Below are 12560 nucleotides of genomic sequence, written 5' to 3' on the forward strand. Positions count from 1 at the left end.
CCGGAGGCGGGAGGATCAGAGGGAGCGCTGGTTGACGCGCTTGGAGAGTTCCTCGGCGCTTTCGACGCGCTCGGAGTAGCGGTCCGTCAGGTAGGCGGAGCGCCCGCGTATGAGCCAGGTGAACTTCACCAGCTCTTCGCAGACGTCGACCACGCGGCCGTAGAGGGCCGATGGCTTCATGCGTCCCGCCTCGTCGAACTCCAGGAAGGCCTTCGGCACCGACGACTGGTTCGGGATCGTCACCATGCGCATCCAGCGGCCGAGGATGCGCATCTGGTTCACGGCGTTGAAGGACTGCGAGCCGCCCGACACTTCCATGACCGCCAGCGTCTTGCCTTGCGTCGGCCGCTTGGCGCCGTCGCTGAGGGGGATCCAGTCAATCTGCGCCTTCATGATCCCGGTCATCGCGCCATGGCGCTCCGGGCTGACCCAGACCATGCCCTCCGACCATTCGGCGAGATCGCGCAGTTCCTTGACCTTCGGATGGTCAGGCTCGGCACCGTCGGGCAGCGGCAGGTCCCGCGGATCGAAGGTCCTCACCTCGCAGCCGAACCAGCGGAGCAGCCGTCCGGCTTCTTCCGACAGGAGACGCGAGAACGACCGCTCGCGGATCGAACCGTAGAGGACGAGGATCCGCGGCGGGTGCGTCGGGTCGCCCGGTGCCGCCAACGCCGCGACGTCGATCGGCTGGAGCTGCGTCAGGTCGGCGTTCGGAAGGTCGATCGATACCGAGTCGGTCATTCACCGATTTCCCTATGCCAGAGACCTGCGGAAGCCCCACAGAGGCCGCGCGCTTGCCTCGTTTCGAGCACGGACGTCGGTGCCGACGCGCGGTCGATGCGCTCGAAGCCGAGCGCGGTCAGGAACGTGTCCGGCCCCGTCGTCAGCGCGTACGCCGTCTGGGCTCCGTCATCGGCAGCACGACGCATCAGCGCCTCGGCGATGTGCCTCCCGAACCCTTCGCCGCGTCGGTCAGGAACAACGACGATCGAACGCAACAGGGCGGCGTCGCCCCGCGGCTCATACCCGCCGACGCCGACGAGCCGGCCCGACAGGTCGGTGAAGCGGAGGAAGACGCGGCCAGCCTCGTGCACGTCCTCCGTCGGCAGACCAGCCGACGACAGGAAGCCCACGAGATCTGCGTCCGAGGCAACAAGAGTGCCGACTAGGCTCACGAGGCGGATCCGACCGACACGGCCTCACCGTCCTCCTTGGTGAAGGTCGCGACGGGGTTGTCGAGGAGCGGTAGCACCTTCTCCGACGGACGGCAGAGCGCAACGCCCTTGTCCGTGACGACGATCGGGCGCTCGATCAGGATCGGGTGCGCCATCATCGCGTCGAGCAGCTCTTCATCGCCGAGTGCGGGGTCGTCGAGGCCGAGCTCTGCGTACGGCGTGCCTTTCTTCCGCAGGATGTCCCGGGGCTTCATCCCCATGACGTCGAGCAGTTCGATCAGCACCTCACGGCTTGGCGGTGTCTTCAGGTACTCGACGACCTGCGGCTCCTCGCCGGACTGGCGGATCATCTCCAGCGTGTTGCGCGAGGTCCCGCAGGCGGGGTTGTGGTAGATCGTGACGGTCACGGGCAGGTCTCCGGTGTGCAGGCGGGAAGCAAGCTGGTCAGGTCGCCGCAGATCTCTGGATTGCCGGAACAGCAGTCGTCGACGAGGTAGGCAAGGAGCTGGCGCATGTCATCGTAGCTCGCCGCGTAGCGCACGTAGCGGCCGTCCCGCCACGACCGCAGGAGCTTCGATCGCTCCAGCGTCGCGAGGTGGAAGCTCATTCGCGTTGGCGGGATCGAGAGCGTCTCCGCGATCTCGCCCGACGGCATGCCGTTCGGGCCTGCGCGGACGAGCATGCGGAAGGCTGCCAAGCGGTCGGCATGGGCGAGGGCGGAAAGAGCGGTTACGGCTGAGTCATCGTTCATGACCGCGACTATGCAAAGATCCTTGTAATGTTCAAGAGGACTTGGATGCGAGCCCGACGTCGGGTCGGCGATGACGCATGAGGGCGCCCTCGGTCGTCTCGTCAGCGAAGGTCTGGCGCAGACCAGGTAGAACTGGGGCGCGCAGGACCTCCGAGGTCCCGTCACGCCCCTTTCGGTTCGAGGTTACAAGATAGGTACCAGCTCTCGGAACCGGGCACGGCGCCGGTCTCCACGACGGGCGGGTGGCGGACCTCAGCGACGACCGACCACCTGGATCCGAGGCCGTCCCACTCGCCGACGAACCGCTCCCTTCCGTCCGCGATCACGCGACGGAGGAGCATGCGACCGTCCTCCTGCGACCATGCCGTTGCCTTCCTTTCAGGCTCGAGCTCGAGGCGGAGGCGACGACCGGGATCCACGTAGCCCCGAACCTGGAAGGGCACGCCACGCACTCGGGTGGTTCCGGTGAGGGGTGGTCCCCCGGGACGTTGGCGCACTGGTCTGCACACCGTGAACGTGGTCGTCATGGGCTGATCCTCCTGCCTTTGGTTTTCTTCCACCGGCGCGCTCCCGACAACGGAGCGGCCGCCATGGCGGCCAGCTCTGCGGCCTCCCAGTCATACCCGGGCTGGCAGAAGGACGGACGTCTGGCACGGGCGGAAGGGGCAACGGGAACGGGCGCCACGACGCTCTCGACGGCCGGGATGGGCGGATGCACCAAGTCGACCGCACGAGCCGCCACAGGGGCCTCAGGAGGGGCAGCACGGCCGTGGGAACGAGGTAGTGCGACAAGAGGCTCCCGACGGTGATCGGCGGCAGGATCGAACGAGCCGACGTCGGACAGGACGGATGCGAGGTAGGATGGATCGGAGAAGGGCGAAGCGTCGAGCCACCCCGATCCGTCCGAACCCGAGTCAAGCTGGACAGCCGTCGCGCTAGAGTCAGACTGGAGGACCGCCGGGGGAACCGGAGAGGCAGGGGCAGGAGGGGGCAGGGCACCGTCCAGCACATGTTGGATCTTTTGGCTGTAAGCCGCTGATCTGCCGCCTTTTTCCATGACGCGTGAGAAGGCTTTTTCCCTCACCCGTTCCATCGTCTCCTCGCAAATGCCCTCCGACTGGATGGGGACGACGAAGCTGTCGTGGATCGGCACGACAGCGATCCCCTTCTTCAGGGCCAGCTCGTCGCAGACCTCGCGTGCCATCTCTGAATCGATCTGCTGGAACCGGATCCCCAGGTCGCGGTGGAGGAGGTGTCGGACGCGAGGATGCGCCACCTTCACCGCCGTGATCATGGCCTCGGCTTCGGCGTAGGATTCGCGCGACGGCTGGAGCTTGCCCCTCGGGCCGAGCACGAAGGCGTCGTCGGCCTTGGCGATCCGGGCGGCGATGGCCCCGCGCGCCGACAGGAAGGACGGGGCGTTGATGAGGGTGTTCGCCCCGCGTTTCACTAGGTCGCGACGCTGCTTGTGCGGGCGCCCGTTGCCCCAGTCGACGGCGAGGTACGGGTCGTATCCCTCGGGCAGGAGGATGCCCGCCGAGGCGTAGAGGAGGCCGAAGTGCAGGGTCTTGTAGTCGGGTTCGGCCACGCGATCGCCGTTCAGGATGAGGCCCTCGCGGAGGAGGCTGGGCACGCCCTGGACCCAGTGGCCGTAGAAGCGGCCGCCACTATCGAGATCGCCGCTGTAGGAGCGGTAGTAGGTCGTCTGCCCGACATGGACTGTATGCGTTACTTCCTTGCCGTCTGGGTTGATGCGGGTGAACGAGATGAGGTCGCCGTTCCTCGTGCCGGCGCCGAGCTCGATGGTGATGCCCTGCAAGGACTCGTCGAAACGCTCCGTCCAGCGCCACTGGCGCCGCACCCGTTCGGTGTCCGGAACTGGCATGAGGTGCCTCGTCGCGCGATCGCGGATCCGGATCAGCTCTCGTGTCTGCACGACCCGGTGCTTCGGCAGCAGGAGGGTATGGAGGGCATCGCCCGCCTTGTAGGACGACTGCCAGCCGGTCGGCTTCCCGGACGGTGCCTTCACGTGATCGCGCAGCAGGCCAGCCTCGACGAGGGCGTCGACCGACGGGACGACGTGGTCGTAGCTGTAGTCGACGCTGTCGTGCCAAGGGCGGTTGCGCGACCAGTAGTCCCGGCCGCGGCTGTAGGAGATCGTGCGGTCGAGACCTTGCCCCTCGACGGCGGCGTCGAGGACGATGGCCGCCATGGCCCTTCCCTGCGACACCGAGCGGACCGGCGGGAGGTCGATCACCTCGGCAAGGGTGTCGTAGTCGCACTGGAAGGCGCCGCCGAGCGCCTTGTCGCGTTCGAATACGCCGTCGGGCATCCGGAACGGCTTCACGGATTTCGGGCTTCGGGTCGGTGGCATCGGCTGGTCCTGCTCGGTCGTCGTGGGTCTGGTCGCCGCTCCCGATCTGCGCCGGGTAGGGTGTCTCGACGATGGTTCGGCGCCGGCAGACTTGGCACAAGGCCGCCCCGTCCCCGGGACGGGGGAATCACCGGGTCCGGGCATCCATCCCGGTGCCGGGTCTGGCGGGCGGGCCGGGTTCGAGAACCGCGATTCGAGCGTGAAAGTAACGGGGAGACTTCACGAGGTTGGCCCGATCCCCCCTTGGGTCTGGTTCCCTAGCCGGAAGTCGGATCGGACGGGCGGCACGCGGACATGGAGAAGGAGCCGCAGCCCCCTTCCAGTCGTCGCCGATCGTGCCTGGATGCGCAGCCGATGCATCGCGTCGGCCTCGAGTTTGTCGTCATCTTCGGACGCCGTGCGCGTCTCCCGAGGACGCCGAGAACCTCGTCCCGCGGCGTCCCGCACGACGGGCGGAACGCTTCATCCTGTCGGGCGCCTCAAGTCTTGTGCCCGACAAGGCGGGGACCGCCGTCCCGAGCACGGCCAGCCTCTCCGACGCCCTGCCGGTCTTCCCTCTTCCGACCGAGCTCCCCGCATTGTTGACAACGAGGACGGCTCATCCGTCCCCGACGGGCCTCGCCCCCGGGGACAGCCCCCGGATGGTGACGAGGCGTCCGGTCGGGGAGGGCTGACCGTCGACGGCTGCCGACGAGGCGTCGGCGAGGGACACGAGGCCCTCCCGCTCGAAACACTCGAGGTGCCTGCGCGCAACGTCGCGTGTGGTTCGGAAGGTGAGGGCGAGGGAGTCTCGCGTGACGACGAGCTGGCCGCGCTCGAGCATGGCGGGCACGCCGCGTACGTCAGCCACGCGCCGGCTGGGAGCGGCCTCCCCGCAAAGGCGGACGAAGGCGGCGAAGCGCCCCTCTTGCCGCCACAGGTACTCGCTCTCCATGGCGGCAGCAGGGATCCGAACGAAATCGTCGGCGACCATCATCGCGGTCCGCAGGCGTTCTCGCCGCGCAACGCACGGACGCCGCGGAGAGTTTCGTCGACGAGGATGCGGACGGTCGCAACGACCTCGGCAAGGTCGCCGGGCACCTGCCCCGTCAGGCGCGACGCGCGCACCCATGCGGCCCAGTCGTCCTGGTGGTCGGCGGCAAACCCGTCGACGTAGCCGGGCAGGTCGAGGGCCTCGGCGACGAGAGGCTGCGCGCGATCCTCAAGGATGGTCGACAGGGCATCGGAGAGTTCGTCGCGGTCGCAGGGCGTCCGCCCCGTCGCGATCATCCAGAGGTCGCGGTAATCCTTCATGCGAGTCGAGATCGCGCCGATCCGGATGGCGGCCGACACCTTCTCGGCAGCCTGGTAGGGCATGCCGCATGACAGGTAGCTCCCGCCGGCGAGGCGCGGGTGCATGCTGTCGAAGCGAACGCGCTTCACCGACGCGGGCCTCCTGCCCCCGAAGGCCACGTCGATGTGGAAATCGGCGTACGGCGTCCGCGGCCCCGTATCGCCGAGGAGCGCGCGCAGGTGCAGCTTCAGCCCTCCGTCGTGCTCCGCCTCCGCGCCGCCCTCCACGCGGCGCAAGTCGAAGCGGACGCCGTCGGCGAGGTCGACTCCAAGCGCGCGGCGTACGAGGCCGAGGACCCGTTCCGCCTCGGGCACCGATCGGTTCGACCGGAGGTCGATGTCCGTCGTCGACCGGGCGTGGCCCTCGAGCCCCGGGGTGAGGTGTGCGATCATGGCGCCGCAGACCATCATCTCCTCGTCGAGGTCGACGACGTCGATGCGGAGTACGAACCTCTCCATCACGAAGCGGGCCTGGAAGAGGCGGGTGTCCGTCCCCAGGGCCTTGGCCATGTTCTTCAGGGAATCGGCGATGGTAGCCGGATTGAACGGCTTGTCGGACATAGGACGCTCCGGAAAGTATGGAGGCCATGGTGTCCCCCATCTATCGCAAGCGTCAAGCGGCCTGGGCGGCTCCGCCGGCGGACGCCCCGGCGATGTAAGCGTCCACCTTCTCCCTTGTGCCGTCGGCCCGGCGGTCGGCGAACTCGCGCACGTCGTCGAGGTCCACGCCGTCGGCGATCGCGCAGTTGAACGCCTCCTGCACGTGCCACCGGACCTGCGCTACATCGCCTGCGGCCGCGTCGACAAGGGTACGGACGGGATCTGCGAGGCGGTAGGTGCGGCCGTCTACGTCCGTGCGAAGTTCGACGCGCTCGGGAAGCAGCGTGCAAGCGACGGCCAGGACGTCCCCGGGCTGGGTCAGGACAGCCGGATGCGGAGGCATGGCAAGGATTCGATCGTGCGTCGCGGCGGTCGACCAGCCGCGCAGCGCGGCCGAGGTGACCCCGGTCACGACGCCGAGCGGCGCGGCCTCGCAGGCCACCGCCAGATCCATGGCGGCGGCCATGATGTCGAGGTCGTCTGACACCCGGCGGCTCGCCTCGAACGCCTCGGCGAGATGCTGCTGCCAGCGGCCTACGCCCTGTGTCCCGGTACGGATCCGCTGGACGCTCTTGGGCGACAGCTCGACGATCGCCGCGGCCTGCTCCTTCGTCAGGCCGTTGCGCGTCTGCCAAGCAAGGAAGTCAAAGGCCGCCATGGGATCCTCAGGGATTGGACATGGGAGACAATATGTCTTCCATCGCCTTTGTCAACATTTCGATCTGGTAGACTACACCCCGGGCCCCGTCGCCCGGAACCTCATCCCATGCCTTGCCCACGGCTGCTCGACCCAAGCCTACCAAGCTCCCGCTCAGCCGCGTGCGGCTCTCTCCCGGAGTCGGGGCGTCTCCGATGGCTGGGACCGCGAGGGCCGTTGGTCAAACGGGGTCGGCAGTGGACGTTGTCCACGATCGTCCATCGCCGACGCGCCTCAAGCGAGGCGCAGGAACGTCTCCGACGCGAGAGCCAGTTCCCTTTCCCGCGACGGGAGAAGCCGAGCGTAACGCTCCGTCGACCGACGGGAGCGGTGGCGTAGCAAACGACGGACGTCGTCCAGGGAGAGTCCGCTCGAGAGGCCGAGGCTGGCGAAGGTGTGCCGGAGGTCGTGAGGGCGCAAGTCCTGGAGGCGACGGGCATCTGCCCCGAGTTCGACCGCGACGTCGAGGGCGGCCGCCCAGGTCCTGTAGAGGGTGCTGCGCGCGAGCGGTCCGGTGCCGTCGGCCGACCGGAACAGCCAAGGTTTCCCGTCGGCATGCCGCTCCTTCGCCTCGGCGAGCAGCCGCACCGCCGCCGGCGAGAGGTGGAGGCTACCCGCCCCCGTCTTCGTATCGGGCCACATGACCTCGCCTGCCACCCAGTCGACCCAGTCCCTTTCGAGGAGGCGGACCTCGTCCCGGCGGCAGCCTGTCGAGGCGAGCACGAGAAGGCATGCCGCGGCGTCCGGCCACCGCTGCCCGACGGACCGCAGTCCATCCAGCACGAGAGCCAGCTCGCCGGCCTCCAAGGCGACCTCTCGGGGCGCGACGTCATAGGCTTCCGCACCCTCCGTCGGATCGCCCAGCGCCGGATCGCGGAGGTCCCACCGCAGGGCCTTCTTCATCGTGGCCCGGAGAAGGGCCAACGCCTTGTTCGCGGTCGCCGGTCGCGCTCGCAGGTCGACGAGAAGGCGGTCGACGTCGCGTGCGGTCAGCTTGTCGGCGAGCAGGCTGCCGATCCGCGGGCCGATGACCCTGTCGGCCAGATCCCGGTAGCCCTCGAGTGTCCGCGGCTTGCACCGCGTCTCGGCCCAGTCGGTCAGGTAGGCCTGTAGGCAAGCCTGCACGGTCGCCGTCCGCTTTCTTCGGGGAGCCAGTCCGACGGTCTCCTCGGCTATCGCGTGCTGGGCTGCGGCACGCGCCTCCGAAACCGACATCTCCGGTGCCCTCCCAAGCGTCCGTCGACAGTGGCCGCGCTTCACTAGCCAGCTCTTTCCGCCCTCACGCCGGACCCGCAGCGCGAGGCCCCTCACCTGCTCGTCCCACAAGTACATTTCAGCGGCCACCGCGACCTCGGCGTCGCGCACGATCCGGTCGGTCAGTTTCTGTCTCGTCGCTCCCACGGCTTCGCCTCCTGGTCCCTCCCAATCTTTGTAACGGGTTCGGGATTCCACGGCGATAGCCTCGTCGATCGCCTTCTTGGAATATGAGTCTGATCTTGCCTTGCATTGGTTTGCACCCACCCCTCCGCCCGCCACGGATCGAGCCAGCGACGCCACGCGCGATCGATGACACGGAGGACGTTCGTGTCGTTGCGCCGACGGGCGACCTTCCTCGCCTCGACGCTGATCAGCCCTGCCGACGCCGCCTTCCTGACCGCGTTTTGGGCGGACCGTTGCGAACACCCTGCCCTTGCGGACAGCTCGCCGACAGACATGCGGCAGTCGCCTCGACGCGCCACCTCGACGGCGACCACCATGAGGACGGCCTGCTCGGCCACGGAGAACCGTGCGGCGACGTCGGGTGGCAGCGCGCCCGACGCCGCGAGAAGCCGTCGGCGGGCAAGGGCGCCGGCACGCTGTTCCTCGGTCCGGCGCGACGGACCCCGTCGGCCGATCACCTCGCGACGGGCACCCGGCTGTTGCCGCGCACGGACGGCACGCTCGACCTCGGCGGCCTCGTCGTCGTTCAACTTTCCGTCGGCGGACAGGACCCAGGCATCCGTCAGGACGCGGGTCAGCCCCTCCCGGGGCGTGGACCGGACACGGTCCAAGAGGGCATGCAGCATCGTTCACGGCTCCCGTTCGGGGCCGCGTCGGGACAAAAGTGGAGCGTTCGCGGAAACGCCGTTTCCACGTTGACTCCACGCACGGAGCCATGCACTACTCGCCATGTCTGGTAGCGAAAGCGCCTATGGTTTTTGGAGCCCCCTTGGATTGCCGTCCTTGGGGGCTTCGCCGTTTTCATTGCCTCGTCGCGGTTGTCCTTCGTTGCGAATCTTGCGGCCGATGATCGGCCATTCGGCAATGGACGCCATGCGGCGTGAGGTGTCAAACGGAAGGGGGCCAGATCGTCCCCGATCCAGCCCCCGTCATGTCCGTTCGATCCAGCCCCAGGTCAGGCGGCAGGCGGCATCCCCTGGCCTGCCAGCCACTCGTTCAGGGCATGCTTCACCATGCCCTCCATCGACATCTTCCGGCGGATGGCGAAGATCTTCAGCTCGTCGTGGTAACTCTCGTCGATGTAGATCGACACGATCTTTTTCCCTGCCCTGGTGCCGCTCCGGCCCTTGGAGGTGAGCGTCTCCGGGGCGGCGGGCGCCGCGGCCGCAGCCACCGGGGCCGGGGCATCGACCGGAACCGGACGGCCCGACGTGGCCTTGCCCGCCGTCGCGGCCAGCATGGCTTTCATCTCGTTCATCTTCGGCTTGGCCATCTCAGCGCCCCTTCTCGTCGATCGTCTTGATCACCCATTCCGCAAGCGCGGCTTGCTCGGCCGCCGCCTTTCCCTTCGGCTCGTAGGCCATGGCGTGCGAGCCCGACACGATGGCCGCCTGGAACGTCCGTCGGCTGCCGAAACGGACGGGGCAGACCGGGACGCCGTATCCGCCGGCGGCTTCCTCCGCCTCGTCCGCAACCGTCCCCGCAGCGGCCACGGCGTTGAGGAAGACGTAGGTCCGGTCGAGCTTGCCCGCGATCCTCGCTACGTCGACCGAGGTCTTGATCGCCCGCAGGTCGAGGATGCTCGGGCGGCACGGGACCAGGATGAGATCGGCCACGCGAGCCGCCGACATGGCTTCCTCGGAGCTCTTGGCCCCGGTGTCGATCACGACGTAATCGGCGTCGGCTGCCGCCTCGATGGTCCGTCCAAGGCGAGAGGCGACGACCGACTGAACGACAAGGTTCTCGCCGAGGTCGGCCGTGTCCGCCCAGTCGGCCGACGAGGCTTGCGGGTCGACGTCGATCAGGACCGTGGCATGCCCCATGGATGCGAGAGCGGTGGCGAGGTGGATGGAGGACGTGGACTTGCCCCCTCCTCCCTTGCCCGACAGCTCCGCGATGATCTTGGCCATGAGCGTTCTCACTCCCCGTCGGCTTGTCTGCTTGTAGGCAACTAGGCAGGAAGGCGTAAAGGCTTGCCCTTGCGCCTTCCTGTAGTCCGTCACTGGAGGGTGGGTGCGGGCGCCAGGACAGCCGGGTCGTCCGGAAGGTCGAAACCGACGGCCGCGCGGATCGCGGCAAGCGGCTCCGTGAATCCCATGAGCAGCTTGTTGAGATCCGGCGCGCACGCCGACCACCGCGTGCCCTCGCGGTTGAGGCAGATGAACGTGCCCTTGCTTGAGCGGACGAGGACGGATTCGCCATCGTCGCGCTGGGAGACCTCGTCGACGACGAACCCTTGCGCTTCGCACGCCTCCACGATGTCCCTGACGGGGTAGGGCGACGGGGGCACGACAGATGCGGACGCAGTCTCCGGACGCGCCGTACGGACCGTTGCGGTCATGGCCAGGCAATGGACGAGGTCGGCGAGGCAGGTGAACTTGAACGGGTTCGCCGACGTGGTGAGGTGGCGGCTGCCAGTCACAGGATCGACGAAGAAGTCGTGGATGCGCCAGGTGCGTCCGTCGCGGTACGTGCCGGCGACTTCGACGCCGTGTGCGTTGATGACGACGGTGTAGTTCCAGTCGCGTCGGGTGCTGAACCCGTTGTCATGTTGGGTGATCCTGGATGCGACGGTCATGACGTGATCCTGTCTTAGGCGCTAGGCTTGTAGGCAAATAGGCTTGCCTAAGTTCGAGACGGCTTGTCCCCCATCTCAGTGTCGGGCGTCGCGGGAGGCGGCGTCCAGGCGCCGGCGTCGATTTTCTCCTGCTTTCCAGCGGCGGACCCGGTCATACCCCTGCTCCGCCATGCGTCATGGGGTCCGCGCGGTGCCCGGGGACGCCGGCAACCTGGTGGTGCGCAACGCCGGCACGCATGATCGGGGCGGGAGGGCCAGGACATGAGCAAGCAAGATCTGTTGAGAAAGGCACGCGCGGCCGGGATCGAGACAAGCAAGGGTGGGACGGCGCTCGCACCCACGCGGACTGCGCAAACGCAGGAGCGGTACGTCCGGCGGGGCTTGAGCCTGCTCGCCCGGTTCGTTGCGGCCGCAGGGTTGGAGCACGACGAAACCCCGGTTTCGCGCGAGTTCGCGGAATGGCTGCGGGACACTATCAGGCCAACCCTTCGACCATCCGCCTGGAGGCAGTATCGCGCAGCCGCGGCCACCGTGATCGAAGCCATGGACGACCTGTCGGCGGACGCGGCGATCCGGATCATCGGCGAGCCGGCGGAGCAGGGCAGGCAGCCGAGGCGGACGGGCGCCCGCAAACGGAAACGGTTCCCGAAAGACGTCTTCGATCGGATCCTCGTGTGGCTTCGTCGCGTCTCGACGTCCGAGGTGGCATTGATCGCCGCGGATTGGGTCGTGGCCGGTCTGGCGACCGGGCTCCGCCCCGGGGAGTGGCGGGCGGCCATGGTCGAGGACTGCAAGCTGTTCGTGGTGAACGCGAAGGCAACGAACGGGCGCGGGAACGGCGAGGCGAGGACCCTCGACCTCGCCGTGGTGACCGACCGGACGCGCGGGGTGATCATCCGAATGACGGAGCTGGGCGCCGACTGGCACCGCCATGGCCAGTACGAACGTCGGCAGCGGCAGGTGTCCCACGTCCTGTCGCGCGCGTGCATGGCGGCAACCGGGCAGGGCGGGTTCACGCTCTACAGCCTCCGCCACCAGTTCGTCGCCACGGCGAAAGCCAGCCTGCGCCCCGCCGAGGTGTCGGCAGCGGTCGGTCACTGCGTGACCACGACCGCCATCCAGGCCTATGGCCGGAGACGCAGCGCGTGGAAACCGACGGACGTGCGCGACGTCGTTCTTCCGGTGCCCGACGAGGTGTCGACCGTGCGGTCGCCTCGTCCGGCAGGTTGGATGCAAGTAGGTATGTAGGCATGCCTGTTAGGAGGCGTGCTCATCGCATCGCACGCCGAACCATCCATCTCGCCGCATGATGCCTGGCTGGCCGCATTGTTCACAGGTCCGGAGCGTGACCGCCTCCGCCCAGTCCACGTGCCGCTCCACCTCGTCGGGTCCTGAATTGTAGAACCTTCCGGAGCCGAACTTCTCCTTGCACTGTGTCCACTGAAACGACTGACCGTCCTTCCAGTCGTCGTCGAGGACGGCGTCCACGCGGCGGCACAGCTCGTCCATGATCGGCCCCCAGCCGGGCCCGAACTCGAAGCTGAAGTGTTTGGGAAATTGGTAGCGCCACCGTTCGATGATCACGCGTTGCCAGTCGTCGGCCATGTCGGCTC

General features: G+C 68.0%; 16 protein-coding genes. 1 reads left to right on the forward strand and 15 read right to left on the reverse strand.

The window, feature by feature from the left end:
- Nucleotides 1–15: 15 nt before the first annotated feature.
- From arsH to ASG43_RS08795, 14 genes are all read right to left on the reverse strand, one after another.
- A complete protein-coding gene (arsH, locus tag ASG43_RS08730) occupies nt 16–741 on the reverse strand; it encodes an arsenical resistance protein ArsH (RefSeq protein WP_056503233.1) in 726 nt (241 codons plus the stop codon).
- Nucleotides 738–1175 carry a GNAT family N-acetyltransferase gene (locus ASG43_RS08735; RefSeq protein WP_082490768.1) on the reverse strand — a complete coding sequence of 146 codons (438 nt, stop codon included), beginning with the start codon at nt 1173–1175 and terminating at the stop codon, nt 738–740. The genes arsH and ASG43_RS08735 overlap by 4 nt, the downstream gene beginning before the upstream one ends.
- Nucleotides 1172–1582, reverse strand: coding sequence for an arsenate reductase (glutaredoxin) (gene arsC, locus ASG43_RS08740; protein ID WP_056503238.1), 411 nt, complete (start codon nt 1580–1582; stop codon nt 1172–1174). Before arsC ends, ASG43_RS08735 begins: the two co-directional genes overlap by 4 nt.
- Nucleotides 1579–1926, reverse strand: a complete 348-nt coding sequence (locus ASG43_RS08745) for a metalloregulator ArsR/SmtB family transcription factor (protein ID WP_056503241.1) — start codon at nt 1924–1926, stop codon at nt 1579–1581. The genes arsC and ASG43_RS08745 overlap by 4 nt, the downstream gene beginning before the upstream one ends.
- A gap of 161 nt (nt 1927–2087) precedes the next feature.
- A complete protein-coding gene (locus tag ASG43_RS22665) occupies nt 2088–2267 on the reverse strand; it encodes a hypothetical protein (RefSeq protein WP_156386603.1) in 180 nt (59 codons plus the stop codon).
- Nucleotides 2268–2449: 182 nt separating this feature from the next.
- Nucleotides 2450–4273 carry a hypothetical protein gene (locus ASG43_RS08755; RefSeq protein WP_156386604.1) on the reverse strand — a complete coding sequence of 608 codons (1824 nt, stop codon included), beginning with the start codon at nt 4271–4273 and terminating at the stop codon, nt 2450–2452.
- Between the two features lie 625 nt (nt 4274–4898).
- Entirely contained in the window at nt 4899–5276 is a 378-nt protein-coding gene (locus ASG43_RS08760) for a hypothetical protein (protein WP_056503247.1), read from the reverse strand.
- Entirely contained in the window at nt 5273–6193 is a 921-nt protein-coding gene (locus ASG43_RS08765; protein WP_056503250.1) for a nucleotidyl transferase AbiEii/AbiGii toxin family protein, read from the reverse strand. Before ASG43_RS08765 ends, ASG43_RS08760 begins: the two co-directional genes overlap by 4 nt.
- A 52-nt stretch (nt 6194–6245) precedes the next feature.
- Nucleotides 6246–6890 carry a hypothetical protein gene (locus tag ASG43_RS08770; protein ID WP_056503252.1) on the reverse strand — a complete coding sequence of 215 codons (645 nt, stop codon included), beginning with the start codon at nt 6888–6890 and terminating at the stop codon, nt 6246–6248.
- 273 nt (nt 6891–7163) lie between these two features.
- Nucleotides 7164–8330, reverse strand: coding sequence for a tyrosine-type recombinase/integrase (locus ASG43_RS23080; protein ID WP_056503255.1), 1167 nt, complete (start codon nt 8328–8330; stop codon nt 7164–7166).
- Entirely contained in the window at nt 8306–8995 is a 690-nt protein-coding gene (locus ASG43_RS23085; RefSeq protein ID WP_056503258.1) for a hypothetical protein, read from the reverse strand. Before ASG43_RS23085 ends, ASG43_RS23080 begins: the two co-directional genes overlap by 25 nt.
- A gap of 329 nt (nt 8996–9324) precedes the next feature.
- The gene (locus tag ASG43_RS08785; RefSeq protein WP_056503260.1) at nt 9325–9642 is read right to left on the reverse strand and encodes a CopG family transcriptional regulator; all 318 of its coding nucleotides are present in this window, start codon (nt 9640–9642) and stop codon (nt 9325–9327) included.
- Between the two features lies 1 nt (nt 9643).
- The gene (locus ASG43_RS08790) at nt 9644–10279 is read right to left on the reverse strand and encodes an AAA family ATPase (protein WP_056503262.1); all 636 of its coding nucleotides are present in this window, start codon (nt 10277–10279) and stop codon (nt 9644–9646) included.
- A gap of 89 nt (nt 10280–10368) precedes the next feature.
- Nucleotides 10369–10947: a hypothetical protein gene (locus tag ASG43_RS08795; protein WP_056503266.1), complete on the reverse strand. Its 579-nt coding sequence runs from the start codon at nt 10945–10947 to the stop codon at nt 10369–10371.
- 261 nt (nt 10948–11208) lie between these two features.
- Between ASG43_RS08795 and ASG43_RS08800 the strand changes: the two genes are divergently transcribed.
- Nucleotides 11209–12195 (forward strand): hypothetical protein, encoded by a 987-nt coding sequence (locus ASG43_RS08800; RefSeq protein WP_056503268.1) that lies wholly within the window; start codon nt 11209–11211, stop codon nt 12193–12195.
- Nucleotides 12196–12204: 9 nt separating this feature from the next.
- On the opposite strand, the gene ASG43_RS08805 is transcribed toward ASG43_RS08800, so the two are convergent.
- Nucleotides 12205–12552, reverse strand: a complete 348-nt coding sequence (locus ASG43_RS08805) for a hypothetical protein (RefSeq protein ID WP_056503270.1) — start codon at nt 12550–12552, stop codon at nt 12205–12207.
- Nucleotides 12553–12560 lie beyond the last annotated feature (8 nt).

The sequence above is a fragment of the Aureimonas sp. Leaf454 genome (assembly GCF_001424685.1).
Lineage (GTDB): Bacteria > Pseudomonadota > Alphaproteobacteria > Rhizobiales > Rhizobiaceae > Plantimonas.

Excerpts from the sequence above, each read along its gene's own strand:
- ASG43_RS08765 (WP_056503250.1), bottom strand. The coding sequence starts at position 6,193 with ATGTCCGACAAGCCGTTCAATCCGGCTACCATCGCCGATTCCCTGAAG.
- ASG43_RS08785 (WP_056503260.1), bottom strand. The coding sequence starts at position 9,642 with ATGGCCAAGCCGAAGATGAACGAGATGAAAGCCATGCTGGCCGCGACG.
- ASG43_RS08795 (WP_056503266.1), bottom strand. The coding sequence starts at position 10,947 with ATGACCGTCGCATCCAGGATCACCCAACATGACAACGGGTTCAGCACC.
- arsH (WP_056503233.1), bottom strand. The coding sequence starts at position 741 with ATGACCGACTCGGTATCGATCGACCTTCCGAACGCCGACCTGACGCAG.
- ASG43_RS23085 (WP_056503258.1), bottom strand. The coding sequence starts at position 8,995 with ATGCTGCATGCCCTCTTGGACCGTGTCCGGTCCACGCCCCGGGAGGGG.
- ASG43_RS08745 (WP_056503241.1), bottom strand. The coding sequence starts at position 1,926 with ATGAACGATGACTCAGCCGTAACCGCTCTTTCCGCCCTCGCCCATGCC.
- ASG43_RS22665 (WP_156386603.1), bottom strand. The coding sequence starts at position 2,267 with ATGCTCCTCCGTCGCGTGATCGCGGACGGAAGGGAGCGGTTCGTCGGC.
- ASG43_RS08790 (WP_056503262.1), bottom strand. The coding sequence starts at position 10,279 with ATGGCCAAGATCATCGCGGAGCTGTCGGGCAAGGGAGGAGGGGGCAAG.
- ASG43_RS08770 (WP_056503252.1), bottom strand. The coding sequence starts at position 6,890 with ATGGCGGCCTTTGACTTCCTTGCTTGGCAGACGCGCAACGGCCTGACG.
- ASG43_RS08800 (WP_056503268.1), top strand. The coding sequence starts at position 11,209 with ATGAGCAAGCAAGATCTGTTGAGAAAGGCACGCGCGGCCGGGATCGAG.
- ASG43_RS08805 (WP_056503270.1), bottom strand. The coding sequence starts at position 12,552 with ATGGCCGACGACTGGCAACGCGTGATCATCGAACGGTGGCGCTACCAA.
- ASG43_RS08760 (WP_056503247.1), bottom strand. The coding sequence starts at position 5,276 with ATGATGGTCGCCGACGATTTCGTTCGGATCCCTGCTGCCGCCATGGAG.